This is a genomic window from Hydrocarboniphaga effusa AP103 (assembly GCF_000271305.1).
In the GTDB taxonomy this organism is placed as follows: domain Bacteria; phylum Pseudomonadota; class Gammaproteobacteria; order Nevskiales; family Nevskiaceae; genus Hydrocarboniphaga; species Hydrocarboniphaga effusa.
The window spans coordinates 178,965-197,647 of the sequence record NZ_AKGD01000003.1 but is presented as its reverse complement, the minus strand read 5'-3'; the positions used below and the strand labels follow the sequence as shown (position 1 = coordinate 197,647).

General features: G+C 61.6%; 21 protein-coding genes, 1 tRNA gene and 1 pseudogene. 6 read left to right on the top strand and 17 right to left on the bottom strand.

Translation table 11 applies throughout. The annotated features are described in order from the left end of the window. Positions 1–26 precede the first annotated feature (26 nt). The 4 genes from nusA to WQQ_RS17375 form a co-directional block, all read right to left on the bottom strand. Entirely contained in the window at positions 27–1,514 is a 1,488-nt protein-coding gene (gene nusA / locus WQQ_RS17390; RefSeq protein ID WP_007186546.1) for a transcription termination factor NusA, read from the bottom strand. Then, the gene (gene rimP / locus WQQ_RS17385) at positions 1,511–1,975 is read right to left on the bottom strand and encodes a ribosome maturation factor RimP (RefSeq protein ID WP_237715084.1); all 465 of its coding nucleotides are present in this window, start codon (positions 1,973–1,975) and stop codon (positions 1,511–1,513) included. Before rimP ends, nusA begins: the two co-directional genes overlap by 4 nt. A gap of 82 nt (positions 1,976–2,057) precedes the next feature. Continuing rightward, positions 2,058–2,134: transfer RNA gene (locus WQQ_RS17380), tRNA-Met, on the bottom strand. A 275-nt stretch (positions 2,135–2,409) separates the two neighbouring features. After that, positions 2,410–2,640: a helix-turn-helix domain-containing protein gene (locus tag WQQ_RS17375; protein WP_040454794.1), complete on the bottom strand. Its 231-nt coding sequence runs from the start codon at positions 2,638–2,640 to the stop codon at positions 2,410–2,412. Between the two features lie 111 nt (positions 2,641–2,751). Between WQQ_RS17375 and WQQ_RS17370 the strand changes: the two genes are divergently transcribed. From WQQ_RS17370 to WQQ_RS23230, 5 genes are all read left to right on the top strand, one after another. Further along, positions 2,752–2,988: a hypothetical protein gene (locus tag WQQ_RS17370; protein WP_040454792.1), complete on the top strand. Its 237-nt coding sequence runs from the start codon at positions 2,752–2,754 to the stop codon at positions 2,986–2,988. Beyond that, a complete protein-coding gene (locus WQQ_RS17365) occupies positions 2,981–4,174 on the top strand; it encodes an Arm DNA-binding domain-containing protein (RefSeq protein ID WP_007186543.1) in 1,194 nt (397 codons plus the stop codon). Before WQQ_RS17370 ends, WQQ_RS17365 begins: the two co-directional genes overlap by 8 nt. Further along, positions 4,164–4,508, top strand: a complete 345-nt coding sequence (locus tag WQQ_RS17360; protein WP_007186542.1) for a hypothetical protein — start codon at positions 4,164–4,166, stop codon at positions 4,506–4,508. The genes WQQ_RS17365 and WQQ_RS17360 overlap by 11 nt, the downstream gene beginning before the upstream one ends. Further along, complete coding sequence (locus tag WQQ_RS17355; RefSeq protein WP_040454790.1) at positions 4,502–5,494, top strand: hypothetical protein; 993 nt, start codon at positions 4,502–4,504, stop codon at positions 5,492–5,494. Before WQQ_RS17360 ends, WQQ_RS17355 begins: the two co-directional genes overlap by 7 nt. Positions 5,495–5,565: 71 nt before the next feature. Then, entirely contained in the window at positions 5,566–6,171 is a 606-nt protein-coding gene (locus WQQ_RS23230; protein ID WP_007186540.1) for a DNA-binding protein, read from the top strand. Positions 6,172–6,216: 45 nt separating this feature from the next. Here the strand turns inward: WQQ_RS23230 and WQQ_RS23865 are convergent. The 11 genes and pseudogenes from WQQ_RS23865 to WQQ_RS17315 form a co-directional block, all read right to left on the bottom strand. Continuing rightward, positions 6,217–6,321: pseudogene (locus WQQ_RS23865) on the bottom strand (transposase domain-containing protein); the annotation flags it as partial. Between the two features lie 185 nt (positions 6,322–6,506). Further along, positions 6,507–7,466, bottom strand: a complete 960-nt coding sequence (locus WQQ_RS17345) for an AraC family transcriptional regulator (protein ID WP_192812996.1) — start codon at positions 7,464–7,466, stop codon at positions 6,507–6,509. Between the two features lie 139 nt (positions 7,467–7,605). Further along, positions 7,606–8,508 (bottom strand): alpha/beta fold hydrolase, encoded by a 903-nt coding sequence (locus tag WQQ_RS17340; protein WP_007186538.1) that lies wholly within the window; start codon positions 8,506–8,508, stop codon positions 7,606–7,608. Then, positions 8,505–9,113, bottom strand: coding sequence for an alpha/beta fold hydrolase (locus WQQ_RS24760; protein ID WP_007186537.1), 609 nt, complete (start codon positions 9,111–9,113; stop codon positions 8,505–8,507). The genes WQQ_RS17340 and WQQ_RS24760 overlap by 4 nt, the downstream gene beginning before the upstream one ends. Further along, complete coding sequence (locus tag WQQ_RS24755; protein ID WP_007186536.1) at positions 9,064–9,306, bottom strand: hypothetical protein; 243 nt, start codon at positions 9,304–9,306, stop codon at positions 9,064–9,066. The genes WQQ_RS24760 and WQQ_RS24755 overlap by 50 nt, the downstream gene beginning before the upstream one ends. A 30-nt stretch (positions 9,307–9,336) precedes the next feature. After that, the gene (locus WQQ_RS24750) at positions 9,337–10,179 is read right to left on the bottom strand and encodes a hypothetical protein (RefSeq protein WP_007186535.1); all 843 of its coding nucleotides are present in this window, start codon (positions 10,177–10,179) and stop codon (positions 9,337–9,339) included. An 8-nt stretch (positions 10,180–10,187) separates the two neighbouring features. Then, positions 10,188–10,655 carry a MaoC family dehydratase gene (locus WQQ_RS17330; protein WP_007186534.1) on the bottom strand — a complete coding sequence of 156 codons (468 nt, stop codon included), beginning with the start codon at positions 10,653–10,655 and terminating at the stop codon, positions 10,188–10,190. Positions 10,656–10,680: 25 nt separating this feature from the next. After that, on the bottom strand, positions 10,681–12,087 hold the full coding sequence (locus tag WQQ_RS17325) for a wax ester/triacylglycerol synthase family O-acyltransferase (protein WP_050997740.1): 1,407 nt from the start codon (positions 12,085–12,087) through the stop codon (positions 10,681–10,683). Then, positions 12,069–12,839, bottom strand: coding sequence for a lysophospholipid acyltransferase family protein (locus WQQ_RS17320; protein ID WP_202800700.1), 771 nt, complete (start codon positions 12,837–12,839; stop codon positions 12,069–12,071). Before WQQ_RS17320 ends, WQQ_RS17325 begins: the two co-directional genes overlap by 19 nt. Positions 12,840–13,087: 248 nt before the next feature. Further along, positions 13,088–13,375: an acyl-CoA dehydrogenase C-terminal domain-containing protein gene (locus WQQ_RS23860; RefSeq protein ID WP_237715090.1), complete on the bottom strand. Its 288-nt coding sequence runs from the start codon at positions 13,373–13,375 to the stop codon at positions 13,088–13,090. Beyond that, the gene (locus WQQ_RS17315) at positions 13,279–14,664 is read right to left on the bottom strand and encodes an acyl-CoA dehydrogenase family protein (RefSeq protein ID WP_494546129.1); all 1,386 of its coding nucleotides are present in this window, start codon (positions 14,662–14,664) and stop codon (positions 13,279–13,281) included. The genes WQQ_RS23860 and WQQ_RS17315 overlap by 97 nt, the downstream gene beginning before the upstream one ends. Between WQQ_RS17315 and WQQ_RS25420 the strand changes: the two genes are divergently transcribed. Then, complete coding sequence (locus WQQ_RS25420; RefSeq protein ID WP_192812994.1) at positions 14,644–14,805, top strand: hypothetical protein; 162 nt, start codon at positions 14,644–14,646, stop codon at positions 14,803–14,805. The genes WQQ_RS17315 and WQQ_RS25420 overlap by 21 nt on opposite strands. A gap of 296 nt (positions 14,806–15,101) precedes the next feature. Here the strand turns inward: WQQ_RS25420 and WQQ_RS17310 are convergent, their stop codons facing one another. Further along, positions 15,102–16,538 (bottom strand): TolC family protein, encoded by a 1,437-nt coding sequence (locus WQQ_RS17310; RefSeq protein WP_083844630.1) that lies wholly within the window; start codon positions 16,536–16,538, stop codon positions 15,102–15,104. After that, a complete protein-coding gene (locus WQQ_RS17305; RefSeq protein WP_007186528.1) occupies positions 16,535–18,682 on the bottom strand; it encodes a peptidase domain-containing ABC transporter in 2,148 nt (715 codons plus the stop codon). The genes WQQ_RS17310 and WQQ_RS17305 overlap by 4 nt, the downstream gene beginning before the upstream one ends. Position 18,683: the final 1 nt, after the last annotated feature.

Sequence of the window (18,683 nt, the reverse complement as noted above, 5' to 3'; positions counted from 1 at the left end):
GTGGTGTGCGCCCTATCGGTTTCCGATCAGGCGTAGAGCTTCTGGCGGGCCGCCATGATGAGCGCCTGGGCGCGAGCTTCATCGAGCTCCACGGTTTCAAGCAGTTCATCGGTTGCCAGGTCAGCAAGATTTTCGGCGGTCAGGATGCCCGCCTCGGCGAGACGGTAAGCCGTCTCTTCGTCCATTCCATCGACGGACAGCAGATCGTCTCCGGGCTTGACCGACGCAGCCTGTTCGGCCTTGGCGATCGCTTTGGTGAGCAGCACGTCGCGAGCCCGGTTGCGCAGTTCTTCGACAATGGATTCGTCGAACTCTTCAATCTGCAGCAGCTCTTCGGGTGGCACATAAGCCACTTCTTCGAGGCTCGTGAACCCTTCGTCCACGAGAACGCCCGCGAGTTCTTCGTCGACGTCGAGCTCCTTCATGAAGACTTCGAGGATGCCCTTGTTCTCTTCATCCTTCTTGGATTCGAGCTCGCCCGTCGTCATCACGTTGAGCGTCCAGCCGGTGAGCTCGGACGCCAGGCGCACGTTCTGCCCTCCGCGACCGATCGCCTGCGCGAGCTTTTCTTCGATCACGCCGATCGACATGCTGTGGGCATCTTCGTCGATGACCACGTTCTCGACTTCGGCGGGCGCCATCGCGTTGATGACGAACTGGGCGGGATTCTCATCCCACGGCACGATGTCGACACGTTCGCCAGCGAGTTCGTTGCTCACGCTTTGCACGCGGGAGCCGCGCATGCCGACGCAAGCACCAACCGGATCGATGCGCTTGTCCTTGGCTTGCACCGCGATCTTCGCGCGCAGACCCGGATCACGTGCCGCGCCCTTGAGCTCGATGAGCCCCTGCGCAATTTCGGGCACTTCGAGCTTGAACAGTTCCATCAGAAACTGCGGCAGCGTACGCGACATGAACAGCTGCGGGCCACGCACCTGCGGACCGACTTCGAACAAGTAACCGCGAATGCGATCGCCCGGACGCGCCGGTTCACGCGGAATCATGTGCTCGCGAGGGATGATGGCCTCGGCGGTGCCGCCGAGATCGACGATCACCGCACCGCGCTCGAGGCGCTTGACGAGACCGGTGAGCAGTTCGCCGATGCGATGCTTGTAGGCTTCGACCACTTGAGCACGCTCGGCCTCGCGCACCTTCTGCACGATGACCTGCTTGGCGCGCTGCGCGCCGATACGGCCGAAATCGATCGACTCGATCTTCTGCTCGATCACTTCACCGGGCTCGATGCTCGGATAGTCCTTGCGCGCGTAGGTCAGCTTGATCTGACGCTCGGGGAACTCGAAGTCTTCGCTGTCGTCTTCATAAACGGTCCAGCGACGATAAGACTCGTAGTCGCCGGTGTTCTGGTCGATGGAAACACGCACGTCGGCTTCGTCGCCGTAGCGCTCCTTGGTCGCCGAGGCCAGCGCAGCCTCCAAGGCCGCGAAGATGGTGTCCTTATCGACGCCTTTCTCGTTGGAAACGACGTCTGCCATCAGCAGGATATTTTTGTTCACGGCTTCCCCTTATCGAAATCCGGGATCAGTCGGGCTCGTTCTATCGTCGAATACTCGAGCTCGACGACGCCAAGGTCGGTAAATAAAGTCACGCTGGAATCGGTCGCCGCGTCGATGCGTCCGGAAAAACGCTTGCGGCCATTGCGCGGGGCGAGCAGCTGAATGCGTGCGTCCTCACCCAGAAAACGTAGAAAATGCTGCGGCTTGGTGAGAGGCCGATCGAGGCCGGGAGAAGACACCTCGAGCTGATAGGCGGAGGTGATCGGATCGTTCACGTCGAGTACCCCGGCCACCTCGCGGCTGACGGTTTCGCAATCCTCGAGCGTGATGCCCTCTTCGCTGTCGATGAACAGACGCAACAATGCCGAGCCGGTCTGAGGAGCGAACTCCAACAACACCAGCTCATAGCCCAGATCCTCGATCACAGGCTCAAGCAATTCTTGCAGTCGATCCCGCAGCAATACAGCCTCCAGTGCGCCTTAGCGCATTTGCAACAAAAAAGGCCCTCGAGGGGCCTGGTCCAACTGCTAACGCAGATAAAATTGGTAGCGGGGGCAGGATTCGAACCTACGACCTTCGGGTTATGAGCCCGACGAGCTGCCAGACTGCTCCACCCCGCACCAGACAGACGATCAGTATATAGGACTAGAGACCACCGCTTCAAGGAAATACTTGCTACGTCCTTGATGAAACTGGTGAAACTTTAGTTCCCCCGGTCACGTCTGCGGCGTCCGGGGCGGCGAGTATATAGAGGCATTTCGAGATAAGCGAGAACTTTTTTAAAGTCCGCCAAACCCGCCTGAGACCAACTTGAGACCATGGCGAGACTATCGGGGACCATCGATTTTTCAGCCCCTCGAATATTGACCTTCGGATACTGAGACCACCCGCCCCTTCAGGAACGCTCGGGAACGTACTCAGCTATTTCTCCAATGCCGCATTGAAAGTACGCGCACAGCTTTTCGATCGTATCGACGCCGACGTTGTACTCCTTGTTATTAGCCAACTTAGAGAGCGTGACCCTGTGAACCCCGGTCGCCTCTGCGATCTCCTTCAATTGCACCACCCGTCGCTCCCGGAACTCCTTATCTGCGATCCGCTCCTTGAGTTTGAATTTTATCGGCATGTTTATTATCGGCTACATATGTAGTTGACAGGCATCTCTTGATGCATATAATTGGCTTCACGTGTAGTTTTTACGCTACACATGCATCCGATCTGCTGCATAGGAGGGTAAGTGGCTACGACGTATATGACAACCGAGGAGCTTTCCGGGCGCATCAAGTACGACGCTCGCACCATAAGGGAGCGGCTGAAAGATTCCGTTCTTTTTGAGGGGAAGCACTACATCCGCCCCTTCGGCGGCCGAAAGATTCTTTATATCTGGGAAGCCATCGAACAGGACATGCTCGCAAATGCGGGACTAAGCCCCATCTCGATCCCCATGGCGAACGGAGGTGTTTGCCGTGGGTAGTATCAACTCTCGCAACGACGCCTTGTTTTTCGATTTCCGCTACCAGGGGGTGCGCTGCCGCGAGTACACCAAGTTGGCGGACACCCCGGCGAACCGGAAACTGATGCAGAAGGTGCTTGGCACCATCGAAGCAGCCATCGCAACCGGCAACTTCGACTACGCCCGGCAGTTCCCCGGCAGCGCCATGTCGGAACGCTTCACAGCCAAGCTTGAGAAGGCGCCGATCCCTCCGATCGACGCCAAACCGCCGACCCCGCTGTTCCGCGACTTCGCCCCGACCTGGATGACCGAGTTCAAGCCGTCCTGGCGCCGCTCGCATCTTGCGACGGTGGAATCGACGGTTAACGGGCACCTGATCCCGGCCTTTGGCGAAAAGCCGGTCGGAGAGATCAGCAAGTCAGACATCTTGCAGTTCCGTGCGTTATTGGCTCAAGCCAAAGGCCGCAACGGCAACACCACGCTGGCTGCCAAGACGATCAACCGCGTGATTCAGCTCCTGGGCCAGATCCTGGCGGAAGCGGCTGAGCGCTATAACTTCGTCAACCCCATCGACAAGATCAAGCGACTCAAGCAGCAGCGGGTAGATATCCATCCCTTCACGATGGATCAAGTGCGCAAGATTCTTGAGACGGTTCGGGCGGATTATCGCAGCTACTTGGTCGTCCGCTTCTTCACCGGTATGCGCACCGGTGAGATCAATGGCCTGAAGTGGAAGTACATCGACTTCGAGCGCCGGCAGATCCTGATCCGCGAAACGATCGTCCGCGGCGATGCGGAGTACACCAAGACTGACGGCTCTCAACGCGAAATCGAGATGAGCCAGCCGGTGTACGACTCCCTGCTCGCCCAGAAGAAGGCGACGGGCGACAAAGATCTCGTGTTCTGCAATCGCGAGGGTGAAGCGATCGACACGGACAATTTCACCAACCGTGTCTGGTATCCACTACTAAGTTTCCTGGGCTACGAAAAGCGCCGGCCGTACCAAACTCGCCACACCTGCGCGACGCTGTGGCTGGCTGCTGGCGAAAACCCGGAGTGGGTCGCCCGTCAGCTGGGCCACGCCAACACGATGATGCTGTTCAAGACCTATTCGCGCTTCGTGCCCAATCTCACGCGCCGCGACGGCTCGGCTTTCGACCGGTTCGTCACCGGCGCCCTGCATCCCGAGGTGTCGAATGCTTCCTGACATTCGTCCCGAAGCGCTGCGCTTGCTCACTCACGAGCAGCTCCTTGCCCAGCTTGAAATGGAACTGGAAGACGTCGCTCGTATGCAGTTCGCTCGCCATCTGGCTTCGGAGCTGGCTCGCGTTTACGGCATCTTCCCACACGGCGTGAATCTCGTGCCCTGGCTCACAAGCAATCATTGCCGCACCAATGCGGAGGCCTTGGTTGATTGGATCGAAGCGCAGCTGGCCGATCCCAGCTGCGCCGAGTCGATGAGCAGCGCGGAGACTACAATCAAGCTGGCTCATCAGCTTGAGAGTCTGCTGGCACAGGTCGAGGCCTCACAGCCGTGGTGATCGAGACCGTTGAACTCGGGACCGTTGCGACACTTCCCCTGAAGGCCGGGATGACGGGCCACGGCACTTACTTGCTAACCGAATATTCGGAGAGAGAAGGCAGTAGCGGTCAGTTGCGCCTTCAGCTCACATTGGAAGATGCCACCGGGCGTGTTACGGCCTTCGTGTGGCCAGAGACGCGCGATTCGGTTGTGATCCCGCCCCTACCCTGTCCCGTCTCGGTGTTGGCTTGCGTCCAGATTTTCGATAACAAGCCTCAGCTGAAAGTGCAGTGCCTTGCAGGGCTGGCGAGCCATGAAGTGGAACGCGCCACATCGCTGCTGCCGCGGCACCGTTGCCCGGAAGCCGTACTGCCCGCGTTCGACCGCTTGGCCCGCTTGGAAAGCGAGCTGCCTTCGCCGCTCAATGGATTTCTGCGTGAGGCACTGCTTGATCCAATGGTTGGCATTCCGTTCCTGAAGTGCCGCGGCAGCGTGCAGCATCACCATGCGTTTGTCGGCGGTCTGCTGGCCCACAGCACTGAGTTGCTGGACTTGGCTACCGAAGCAGCGCGCTTCCTGGCTCCCGATGATGCTTGGTCCCCGCATCTCGCGCAGCTGGGTTATCTATTTCACGACCTCGGAAAGCTTCGCTCAGTCGGAGAGGTTCGCCGCCCGATGTACGCGTTAGCAGTTCGTCACGAGATGGTGACGATCGAGCTGTTGGCGCCGCACCTGCGCTGGCTGGAGTTGCGCGATCTTCGATTGGCAACCGGCTTGCGCGCCGTTTTCGACCATCTCGCCACGCCGTTCAGCGCTCGAAAAATTCCGCGTTACGTCATCGCCGAAATCGTGGCAACGCTGGATCAGTGGAGCGCAGCAAGCCACAACCGCCGCGACCTCGCGTCTCTACTTTCTCCGGAACAGAAGCGCATCGACACATCGACTGCTGCGCATCGATTTGCCCATAGCAGCGCTCAAATCGCAGAGACGCGAGATGCAGGCTAGGACCAGCGCCTTCCTCGAATTGATGCTGGTAATGCCGGTATTACCGGTAATCCTTACCAAGGAATCCAACCATGAGTGACTGGAACCATCTGGTGCCGGCGGCAGCAGACAAGATCGTCGCCGAGGGCCGGAAAGTCACGGCCGAATCCGTCCGTGCCCAGATTGGCTATGGCAGCCTGCGGGACATCTGCCCCGCCCTGCGCGCTTGGCGCGAATCGCGTCGCAAGGCCGAAGGCATCGCCGCCACCATTCCCGCAGAAGTGCTTAACGCGTTTCAAGCTGCCAACCTCAACGCTTGGGCAGCTGCCGGGCGGCTTGCGGATGAGCGGATCGCAGCCATCGAAGCGGCTTGCCAAGATCGGATTCTCGATGCTGAAGCCGAACGTGACGCCGCGCTGTCGGAAGGCGGCGACTATGAGAAGCAGCTCGACGAACTCGCCCGAGAGTTGGTCGCCTCGCGCGACTCGGAAAAACGCGCACTCAAAGCTGTGACGCGGATGGACGCGGAGCGTAAAATCGCCCTGGAGCGCGCTGACGCACTCGACCTGGCAATTGAAAAGGAACGTCGAGCGACTGCCGAAGCGCTAGGACTCGCCGGCGAACTGCGCGGACGCATTGCGGCAATGAGCGAAATCTTCAACCACACCCAACAGGTACTGCGGTCGGCGAATAGGTGATCGCATTTTTAAGCGCCTTAAACTCACCTGTTGTGCAATCTGATCGGCGACATTCCAAGGCAGCAACTCATCGAGCTTGTTGGTGCTGTGATCTGCGATGCGTTCGAGAACGTATCGCAGATAGGCTTCAGGATTGAGGCCATCACAACGCTCATGGCTTTCACCTTTCGAAGTATTGGCTGAGCAGGTTTTCAGTGTGTCATTGCAGATGTGTTGTATGTCCTGATTGGGCAGAAGCGCAGCTTGCGACGCGAGGGGGGGGACGACATCATGTTCATTCAGTGCTCCGTTGTCTCTGCGTGTCGCCATTTCGATTGATGCGATGCGACTCGGTATCAGTAGGTTCCACGGGTCACCCGGTACTCGGAGGGTGTGAGCCCGGTCTTTCGCTTGAACGCGCGACACAAGGCGGACAGCTCCGAATAACCCGCCGCTTCGGCGACATCCTCCAGGCGGCTGCGCTCACGTCGGAGCATGCGCTTGGCGATGCGCAGGCACTCGCCTTCCTGGAGATCAGAGAAGGTGGTGCCGAGCGCATCGAGCCTCAGGCGCAAGGTGCGATTGGGAATCTGCAGTTCGGCAGCGAGTTGGTCGAAGCTGCAGCGTCGATGCGGGAGATAGGCCACCAGGACTTGCCGGACTCGCTCTTCGAGATCCGCGCGATGCAACTTAAGGAGTCGCTTGTCGATTTCCTTGCGATGCGCTTTCCACAGTTCAGCGATGTGATGGGGCGACATCCGATCGAGCAGCGCGCGTTCAAATTCGATCGTGCTGCGCTCTGCCCCGAAACTGACCTTGCAATCGAACACCGATTCGTAGTGCCTTAGCGGCGCACGCTGCGTGCAACTCAAGGAAACCGAGGTCGGTTTGAACGCGCCGTCTGTGACGTGGCGAAAGAATCGAACCAACGCGAACGTCATGCAGATTTCGGTGTGGCGCATCTGCGGTGCGCTGACGTCGGTCGACTGCAGCAACAACTCTGCGTCGCGAGACGAACGGCGAATCGAGAGCTGTAGTGCATCGGACAGCAAGCGCGAGGACCTGCAAAAGAGGTCGAATCCGTCCGCGTAGGTCGGACAGCTCAGCATGACGTAAGCCAACACGCCGGCTCGAAGCTCGGGCATGTACGGACAGATGTGCAGCCCGATATCACCGTCGCCAGCGATCGATTCCACCGCCAGCCAAAAATCCGGCTGCTGGGCATGCGGGAATCGAGTTTGAAGCTCGACGCCCGGCGCGACTTCGTACCGCAATCGCTGGCTGACGGCCGACACATCGATGCCGGCGCGCTGCAAGCCGGTGTAGACGATGTCGCGGAGCTCCGGTGAATCATTCATCGGGCGCTTCGGTCTTTCGTCGAACTGGCGCGAGACACGACGAGCCCGACGTTAGCTTGCCAGTGAGTGTGACTCGCGCGCAGCCCGGGTTGCGCTGTCATCGCTTGGCGCCTGGAGTTTTCTCGACGAGAAACTGTTCGATGACCCGAGCGGTTTCGTCCGCCTGCATGTCGAGAAACAGGTGCCCACCACCGCGGATGAAATGCAGGCGCGCGTCGCGAAGCAATGCGGCGAGGATGTAGGCGTTGGACGGACGGATCAGCGGGTCGTCGTCGCCGCACAGAATCAGCGCCGGGCATTTGAGCTTGTGGAGCCACGGCAGGCTGGTGAAGCGAAAGATCGCGTAGAGCTGCTGAAAATAGGCGTGGACTGCTGGTGGCCGAGCCTTCGAGGCGTAGCGCGCCGCACGGCCGAGATGACCCTGCATTTCACCACCGTAGATGGTGCTCGCATTGCGTGCCATGAATCGCGGCGAGAAGTAGCGAATCGGCGACATCATCAACAGCAGTGCCGAGAGTCGGCCCGGCACCATCAGGATGCCGGGACTTGTCGCCATCAGGATCAGATGCTGCACGCGATCCGGATAATCGCGGGCAATCTGCTGGGCCAATCCGCCGCCCCAGGAAACGCCCGCCACGCTGAAGGCGCCGGAATGCCCGAGCGCATCCAGCAGGCCCACCGCGAAATTCGCATAACGCCTCAGGGTCGGCCAGAACAGGCTTGCCTCGGATTGTCCGCATCCGGGCACGTCGAACAGTACGATGCGACGTCCCTTGAGCGCTTCGACGAAGGGCATTAAGAGCTCGAAATTCGCCCCGATGCCGTTGCACATCAGAATCGGATCGCCCGTGCCCTCGGAGCGCGCGTAACGCAGACGCACACCGTCGACATGCAGGTAACCGACTTCGATCGCGCCGCTGGAGACCGGCGCGGCATGACGATCCAGGCGCGCGCGCAGGGGGCGAATGCTCTTGATTCTTTCGGGGCGAGCGGAGCTCATTCGTAGACGTATCGTCCTGGTGCGTTATAGAGAACGGGATAGTCCTCATTCCCAGATGAAGAGGGGGCTGCACGCAAGGTGCCGGATCGTTCGTGCAGCCAGCCATGCCAGTGCGGCCACCAGCTTCCGCCGTGGTGCTCCGCTGACGCTCGCCAGGCATCCGCCGTTTCCGTGAGCGTGCCGCCGGTCCAGAACTCGGCCTTCTTGCTGCCGGGCGGACTCAGGATGCTTTGCATGTGTCCGGCGTTGGCCAGTACGAAGCTGCGATTGCCGCCGAACAGTTGGGTGTTGCGATAGCAGGCCTTCCACGGGGTGATGTGGTCGGTGGTGCCGCCCAGCACGTAGCTGTCGCAGGTGATCCTACGAAGATCGACCGGCACGCCATGCAGGCGCAGCGCGCCATTCTGGCTCAGCGAATTGTTTAAGAAGACATCCATGAATTCGCTGTGCAACTGCGCCGGCAGGCGGGTGTAGTCGTTGTTCCAGTACAGGATGTCGAAGGCCGGCGGCGCATTGCCGAGCAGCACGTTGTTGATCCAGTAGTTCCAGATCAGGTCATTGTAACCAAGCGAAAGCAGCCGCCATTGCCCGTCCGTCGAGTACACCAGCCCTTGCGGATTTCTTACGTGCGGCTTCGATCGCACTGGGCGTTGCGAACAGGCCCAATGGCGTTTCGCCGAGTTCACCGACATCGAGCACACTCACCAGCAGCGTCAGGGTGTTGACGCGAAGATCGCGCGCCGCGGCCCGTGCGGCGACGTAGGCGGCAAGCGTGATGCCTCCTGCGCAGGCGCCCATCAGGTTTACGCGCGCCGAGTGCGCCAGCTGTCAGATCGTGGCGATCGACATGTCGATCGCGGCCGCGTATTCGGCCAAGCCCCATTCAGCGCAGGCGGTCGTGGGGTTTCGCCAACTGACGATGAACACTTGCAGGCCGGCATCCAGCAGGCCGCGCACCACGCTCTTCTCCGACGTCAGATCGAAGATGTAGAACTTGTTGATCTGCGGCGGCACGATGAGCACCGGAATCTCATGTACCTGAGGCGTCGTCGGCCGGTACTGGATCAGCTCCATCACCTCTGTCTGGAGCACCACGTCGCCAGCGGTGGTCGCGAGATTGCCACCGACCTTGAACGAGCGCTTGTCGACCTGCGCCGGCAAGCCTTTGTTCTCGCGAAGGTCGCGCGCCAGATTGCGCAGGCCTTCGAACGCGCTCAGGCCGCCGCTGTCACGAAAGCGGCGTACGGCTTCAGGCTGCCACGGAAAGTTCGATGGGGCCATCGCATCGGTCAGCAGCGACAACATGAATTCGAGCCGCGCTCGACTGTGCGGCTTGAGGTCTTGGCCCTCCACCCATTCCGCCAAGGACTTCTCGAGTGCGAGCCAGCTTTGGAGCCAATGGCGATACCGCGAATCGCTCTTCCACGCGGCATCCGAGAAGCGCCGGTCTCGCGGTGATGGTTCGAGTTTCGATGCGCCGGCCAGAACCTTGCGCATCTCCTGCGCGAAATGGCCGACGGTTTTGACGGTCAGGTAGGGTTGCGCGGCGGCGACCCGGAGGGTTCGCATGCCTTCTCGAAGCACATCGCGAGCGCGAAAGCCGACGATGGGATTGTGACCCAGGATCGCTTCGGCACTGTGGGCGCCCAGCCGTTCGGTGGAGTCGGTCATGGCACCTCCTACGGCAACAACATGACGGCGATCTGCGCTTGTAGCGCCGGTTCCTTCTCGTTCTCGATCTCGAGCACTGCGGAGACCTGCAACAGCAGTCGGCCCTCGGACTTCGGTGCAGCGGACTCCAGTTTCACGCGTGCTCGAATGCGACTGTTCGCGCGCACCGGCGCGCGAAACCGGACTTCGCTGAGTCCCGCGTTGATGGCGCGACCGGCGTCGCTCGGCACGACGCCGACATCGAACAACAGCTTGGCCAGCATCGACAGGCTCAGAAACCCGTGCGCGATTGGCGCCCCGAACGGGCTTTCGCGATGGCAACGCTCGACGTCAGTGTGAATCCACTGGTGATCGCCGGTGCAGTCGGCGAAGGTGTTGATGCGATCTTGGCCGACCTCGACCCAATCGCTTACGCCGAGTTCATTCCCGACAAACTGCGCAACGGTGGACATGCGGTACTGGTTGTCTTGGATCATGCGTTGCTCCTCCCGTGCTGGGTCTCTAGTTTTCGTAGGCGCGTTCGAGCTCGTCCAACGCGGTGCGGGACAACAAGGCGAGGCGTTGCAGATGCGGCAGTGCATCGCGGCTGCCCGTGAAGCCCACATTCAGATGCCGGCCGTAGCTCACGCCGGTGATGTTCAGAACCTGGCCTTGCATCGGAATGGAGACCGGGTACAGCGCCTCCAGGCGAGCGCCGCCGAGGTAGAGCGTCGAGGCGGGTCCCGGAACGTTCGAGACCACCAGGTTCATCGGCGGCGGCAACCACTGGGTGAGACCGGCGGCGCCGGCCAGCGTGGCCGGTGCCGCCAGTGCTGCGGTGAGCAAGGGACGCAACGGTGCCGGCATCGCCTCGATGTGACGCTTGGCCGCGAACGTCGATGCGTGAACGCGATTCAGCCGGACCGCCGGCTCGTCGATGTCGGTAGCCAAGGTGGCCCAGCTGAAGGCCACCTGATTGCCGTTCGCATCGTCTCCGAGTTGTCGCAAGCTGAAGGGCACAGCGGCGATCAGACTGCGATCGGGCAATCCGTCCTGCGCACTCAGATGGGCGCGCAAGGCCGCTCCGATGACGCTGAGGTAGACGTCGTTTGAAGACACCCCGGCGTGCTTGGCGATGCGCTTGAGTCGATCGATTTCCAGCTGCTGCGTCGCCACGCGTCGCGCGTTGGTGACGTATCCGTTGAGTTTGGAGCGCGGCGCCGAGAACGGTCTGATGAGCTCAGGATCGTGATCGCGTGACCAGCGCATCGAGGTCGCCGTATGTCTGACGGCGGCCGCGACATCGCCTAATCCCAACCTTGGCGTCATCGCAGGATCGGCAGGTGCGCACGGCTTGCGTTTGGTCGTGGGGGTGCCGTCCCACGGTGCGCGGATCGCTTGGTCCGGTGTCATGGCGTGACAGGCTTCCACGAACCGCATGCAGCGCACGCCGTCGGCGAGCGCATGGTGGATCTTCAGATAGATCGCGAAACGGCCGTGCTCCAGGCCTTCGACGATGTGGCAGGTCCACAGTGGGCGGGACCGATCGAGCCAGACCCCATGCAAGTTCGAGATCAGTTCACCGAGCTCGCGCTCGCCGCCGGGGGCCGGCAACGCCGAATGGCGCACGTGGTAGTCGAAGTCGATCTGAGAGACGGCCGTCATCGCGGGTGCGAGTCGCGACAGCGGCGCCTTGGCCAGTACCTGATTCCAAGGAGCCCCCAGTTTGACTGGCGATCTGAACCGACGAACCAGGTTTTTGATGAAGTCCGGTGCGGCATCGGGCGGCAGCTCGTAGATCATCAAGCCCGCGACGTGCATCGGCGTCTCGCGGCGTTCGAGATTGATGAACGCCGCATCGACAAGCGACAAGCGGCGCAGACCTCCCGGCTCGAGGTTTCCGCATGCCGTCATCGGCCGCGCACCCACTTGCCGCGTCCCGCTGCCAGCCGATTGACGCCAGTTTGGATCGCACGCTCGACCTTGCCGTAGATCTCGTCAATGTAGGCGCAGTCTTCGATCGCCTTCGGATCGGTGCTCACCGGAATCGGCTCGAGGATTTCATTGACGATTTTTGCCGGCAGTGGAATGTGCGACGGCAGCAGCTCGACCCAGATGCCGAACGGAAGTCCTGCAACGATCGGGGCGTTCTCCGAACGCACGCGTTTCTTGAGCTGCAGCAGCTTGGCGAGCCAACGACCTTCGGACAGCACGAAGACGGTGTTGGCCCCGCCGATGGTGGCCACCGGAACGATCGGCACGCCAGATGCGATCGCCTGTTTGACGAAGCCGCGGCGACCGCCGAGAACGACTTCGTTGCGGCGGCGCCAGCTGCGCATGGCATCGACTTCGCCGCCCGGCCAGACGATCACACTATTGCCCGCCGCCAACGCGGCCGTGACGGGCTCACGCGAGGCCGGAATGACCCCGACGTTGCGGAAGAACGGCCCGACGCCAGGAAAGGCCATCAGAGCGTCGTGTGCGGTGCCATGCAGGATTCGGTCGGTGCCGAACTGGCGCCACCACGACAGCACGAACGACCAGGCATCCATCGTCAGCCAGGTGCCTGAGTGCACGCCAGCCAGCAAACACGGCCCGCTCGGCAGGCGCTCCCAGCCGCTGGTTTCGACTTGGAAATAGCGGTCCAGCGTGAAATCGATGAAGGGCTCGATGCGCTTCATGAACTCTGGGTTGGCGCCGCGAACCGACCAATCCGTTTGTGCTCGCTCGCGTATGAGTTCGCGAACTTCCTTCTTGTCGTCCGGTTGACTGGCTTTCTTACGTCCATTTGGACCCGCTCCACTCTTGCGCATAGTGGCTCTCCTCAGGCACGGCAGCTGGGGCTGGGGTGCAGCACCGCTGCGATTTCGTTATGTGCAACCTCGTCGAACGCATGGGCTGTGCAATCGGCATGCGTTTCGGTTGGGTTTCAAAGCGCTTCGGCCGGCAGCGCCATCAACGACGCCGCCGGAATCGTGGCGTTGGCGCAGAGCGATGGAACGCTCGTCAGCACGCGGCTTGCGAAGTATTTGGCGGTGGCGAGCTTGGCTTGCGCCATTAGGCTCTGCGGCTGCTTGCTGGCGGCCTTCGCCATGCGCAGCCAGTTGTATCCGAGCCAGGTCAGCGAGAACGCGCGCAAGTAGTCGGCGCTACCAAACGCGGTGTCGGTCGCACCTTGCAGGCCGAGCTTCTGAATTTCCGTTGTGGCGTGTTCCAGGGCTTCCAGCGCGGTGGACAGGGGCGATCCGATGAAACCGAGTCCTCGCTGCTTTCGAGCTCGCCGCGGACGGCGGAGATAAACCGTGACGGCAATCGGCCTTCACGCAGGGTCAGCTTGCGGCGCACAAGGTCGAGTGCCTGGATGCCGTTGGTGCCTTCGTAGATGCAGAAGATCTTGGCATCGCGAACAATTTGCTCGATGCCATGCTCCTGCACGTAGCCGTGACCGCCATAGACCTGGAGGGCCATCGACGCGAGATCGAAACCGCTGTCGGTGCAGAAAGACTTGGTCAGCGGCGTTCCCAGCTCCACCCAATCCTGGGCTTCTTCGCGCACGGCGGGATCCGGATGATTGCGCGCGATATCGACGTAGGTGGCGGTCTCGTATGCCAGCACGCGCGCCCCTTCCGTGATGGCCTTCATGTGCAACAGCATGCGGCGCACATCGGGATGATCCACGATCAGCTCGCTGCCGGATTCTGACTTGCCCTGCTTGCGATCACGGGCGTAGCGGATGGCGTTCTGGGTGGCGAGCTCACATTGGCCGAGGCCTTGGATGCCGACACCGATGCGCGCGAAGTTCATCATCACGAACATGTTCTGAATGCCGTGACCGGGCTTGCCGACCAGCCATCCTTTGGCCGCTTCGAAGGCCAGCGAACAGGTCGCCGAGCCGTGCAGGCCCATCTTGTGCTCGATGGACACGCACCGAACTGAATTGCGTTCTCCAGGTGTTCCGTCGGCGTTGACGAGGAACTTGGGCACTACGAAGGTGGACAGGCCCCGCACACCCGGTGGGGCGTCGGGCAGCCGCGCCAACACCAGATGAATGATGTTCTCGGTCAGATCGTGTTCGCCCGAGCTGATGAAAATCTTGTTGCCGTCGATCCGATACGAACCGTCGGCTTCGGGCAGCGCGCGCGTCTTGATGGCGCCTACGTCCGATCCGGCTTGGGGTTCGGTGAGGCACATGGTGCCGCCCCACTCGCCGGTCGCGAGCTTGGTGCAATAGAGACGATGCTGCTCTTCGTCTCCGCAGGACTCGATGGCTTCGTAGCAGCCCGTGGTCAAGGTCGGATACAGCGCGAACGAGACATTGGCCGAGCAGGTCATCTCCTCGATGACCTTGCCGACCACGTAGGGGAAGCCGGAGCCGCCGTACTCGGGGCTTTGCGAAATGCCGATCCATCCGCCCTGCTGAAAGCGCTCGTAGAACTCACGATAGCCGGTCGGCGTTCGCACCTCGCCGTAGGCCCAGGTGCAGCCTTGATCGGAACTGCGATGCAGCGGAGCCAGCTGCTCTTCGAGCAGCTTGGCGGCCTCTTCGATCGCACCATGAATCGTATCGAGGCCGACGTCAGCGAAGGCCGGCAGCGCATTGAGTCGACCGATGTCGAGAACGTCGTCGAGGACGAAGCGAATTTCTGATACGGGTGCACTGTAGCTTGCCATTCGGGACTATCTGATCTCTGAGCGATGCGTGGACGATGGTTCGAGCCGGCTTCGGCCCGGGCGCCAACTCAATCGGATGCTCTCGAACACCGCTATTCGCGGTCTTCGAACGATTCAGGTCACGAGATGAGCGGTCGGAACGACCTGTCGATTGCGCCTTGGGGTCCGAATGTAGCCAAGGGTGACACGGTTCTCACCTACCCTTTGATTGGTTTTTTCTTGCTGCAGCTGGGCTTGTGCCCCAGATTGTCGATCGCGTTCTGCGACGCTCGCTACGGTGTCGAGTCAATCACGCCGAGCGCCGCCGCGAGGCGTACTCGCATCAACTGTTCTCGCGAGATCGCATCGGATTGCTGCGTGCGCGCCGATGCGAGGCTGGCTTGTGCGGACATCAATTCCAGGATGGTGCCGACCCCGCTCTTGTAGCGTCCGAGCGCGAGCGCGTAGGACGCGTCGGCGGCGTCAACCAGTTCCCGGCAAACCGCGAGTTCATCCCAGTTGCTACGAATGCCTACGTAACTGTCCCAAACGTCTCGTTCGACCTGCCGGCTGGCCGAGAACAGCTCGGCATCCCGATCGAGCGCCTCCGCATGCGATTGTTGGATGCGCGAGCGCCGGCGATGACCATCGAAGATCGGAACGCTCAGCTGAACCCCCACGCTGGTGGTTTCGATCGTCTGTCTTGTCGCAACCCGATCCACCGGCGTGTCGCTGCGCACGCCCACCGCGACAAGTGAGATTCTCGGACGTCCTGCGGCCTGCGCGACCCGCTCTGCCCGTCGCGCCGCCTCCAGCCGGGCCCTGGCCGCCAAGACTCCGGGGTTGGCATTCAAGGCTCGTCCAATCAGGGCTTCAATTTCAGGAAGCGCTTCTGCCGTCTGGACGATGTTCGATGGCAGTGGCGCCAGGATCAGGCTCACGTTCGGTCGAAAATGCAGGGCAACGGCAAGCACGCCGAGGGCCGCACGGGAGCGGCGTTCGGCGCTGACCCGATCGAGTGAGGCTTGCGCCCATGCGGTGCGCGCCTGCAGTCGGTCCGATTCCAGCCCCACTCCAGCGCCGACCTTGGTCTGGACGACCTCGAAGACTTCGCGTGCCAGCTGTTCGGCTTGCGTGGCCGAGTTCAAAGCGGCGAAGGCCGCCTGTGCCTCAAAGTAGGTTTCCGCCGTCTCCAGGAAGACCGTTTGCACGGCCCGTTCGAGCGATGCGGTTGCCGCAGTCAGTAGCCCGGCTTCGTAGCTCACGCTGGCATTCCGCACCCCGAAATCGAACAGCAGCCAGTTCACGTCGAGCCGCAGCTCGTTGCTCGTGCCGCTGAACGAGGAGTTGAAGTCCGCGTTGTCCGGGAACCTCGAATCCGCCGTGACGCGACCGAGTGCCGCGCCGGCGGTCACCGTGGGCCAGTATTCGGCCTTCTGAGCCCCCAGAGCAGCCCTTTGCGCTTCGATACTGGCCCAGGCCTGCCGTGTGCGTGGATTGGCGCAGAGCGCCCTGCGTGTGGCGTCCAGCAAGGTCAGCGGCGAATCGCTCCCCGGGCGGCCGCATCGGCTGGTCGCCAGCTCCAATGCGTCGGGGCTTTCGGGGAGGTCTTCAGCCCGGCGTGATGGTGCGGCAGGTGTGCTCGATGTGGTCGGCTGGGCCGGCGCGCTTGCTGTGGTCAGGCACAGGCACAGCGTCACTGGCAATTGGAAGTGGCCGAGGCGCTTCACGCCGAAGGTCTACCGGCGGACGATTCGCTCTCCGCGTCAGCCGCGGCCTCGAAGGCTTTGCCGTCTTCGATACGAATGATGCGATCGGCTGAGGCGATTGTTTGCGGTCGATGCGCCGCGATGATGCGCGTCATGCGCAGTTGCGCAATCGCTTGGTTGACGCGTTCTTCGCAGGCCAGATCCAAATGGCTCGTCGCCTCGTCGAGGATCAGGATGCGCGGCTGTTTATAAAGCGCCCTGGCGAGGAGCAGGCGTTGCTTCTGACCGCCCGAGAGCGCCGCGCCCATGTCACCGATCATCGTGCCGTAGGCCATCGGCATCGCGCTAATCTCCTCGTCGATCGCCGCGAGCTGGGCGCAGTGCTCAATGCGCTCGCGGTCGGGGTGCCGATCGAAGAACGCGATGTTGTCCGCGATGGAGCCGGCGAACAGCGCATCGTCCTGCAGAACTGACGCGGTCATCTGCCGCAAAGAATTCAGGCCGAGTTGCTCCAGGGATCGACCGCCAATGAGCACCTGACCTTCGGTGGCCGGAATCAGGCCCCGCAATACGTTGAGCAGCGAGGTCTTGCCGCAGCCAGAGGGGCCGACGACTGCCACGCATTCTCCTGCGGTGATGGACAGCGACAAGCCATCTAACACGTACGGATCGGCATCGGAGTAGCGCAGCCGCAGTCCCCGAACTTCGATCGACGGGGCTCGCAGAGACACCCTATCGATTTGAGTGGCGGTGCCGTGATCCGCTTCGGTCGGGGTCAGCACGATATCGGCCAGGCGCTCGCCCTGCAGCCCAAGCATGCGCAGCTCGACGACCTTGTCGATCAGCGAGCTGACGCGCAGATCGAATTGACTCTTGTAGGCGAGGAACGCGAGCAGCATGCCGATCGTGAAGTGCTGTTCCATCACCAGATGTGCGCCGAGCCAAATGACGGCCAGGTGCTCGATGCCGAACAGCACGCCGTTGAAGGCGTGGTAGACCATCGCGATCTTGTTGGCGCGCAGCTCCGCATTGGTCTGATCGACGAGCAGTCCCAGCCAGGCCGACTGGCGTTCGGGCTGCCGCTGAAAGAGCTTGATCGTGCGGATTCCGCGCATCGTCTCCAGGAAGTGACTCTGCTGCTTGGCGGCATGCACGATCTGCTCTTCGGTCGCGTGGCGCAGCGGCGCAAACCAGAGCCAGCGGCCGATTGCGTAGAGAACCATCGTGCCGAGCGCGATTGCGCCCAGGCGCGGGCTGTACACGAACATCAAGACCAGCGTCAGCCCCGCCATGAGGCCATCGAGGATCGCTTCGAGCAGCGACGTCGTGAGCGTCTTCTGGATCGTTTCGATGGATCCGAATCGCGACACGATGTCGCCCAGATAGCGCTTCTCGAAGAACGGCAGCGGCAGCCGCAACAAGTGGGAAAACACATTCGCGTGCCACTGCATCTTCAAGGTCGTACCGAGGATCATCAGCAGCCATCCGCGAACGAAGACGATGAACTGCTGCATGAACAAATGCAGCGCGAATCCGATCACCAGCAGGTTCAGTAGCGCTCTGTCCCAGGACACCAGGACGAAGTCCGCGACCCATTGCAGCAATAGCGGCGCGGTGATCGCGAAAACCTCCACGCCCACTGCCAACAGCAGCGTTTGTCCCAGTGCGCGGTACAGTCCGACGACCGGCCCGATCAATTGGCGCAAGCGGATCGCGGGTGGCGTTGCGATCCGCTCGAAGCGCGACCCGGGCCACAGCTCCAGCGCGACTCCGGTGAAGGAATCCGACAACTCCTTCCAGCCGAGACGACGAACGCCGAAGGCCGGGTCGTGGATCGTCGCGCCGCGCGCATCGCAGGCCTTCAGCACGACGAAGTGATTGAAGTTCCAATGCAGCACGCAGGGCGTTCGCAACTGGCGCACATCATCCAGCTCGAGTTTCACCGGGCGCGCGATCATCCCCAGGCTCTCGGCCAGCTGGGCCAGGGTGTGCAAGGTGGTGCCCTTCAACGAAATCGAGAAGCGCTGCCGAAGCGTGTAGAGGTCGAAACGCATGCCGTGATAGCTCACGATCATCCCGATGCAGGCCAAGCCACATTCGGCCGCTTCGGTCTGCAGCATCATCGGCAGACGCTGCCCGAACGCGAACGACAGGTGATCGAGCATC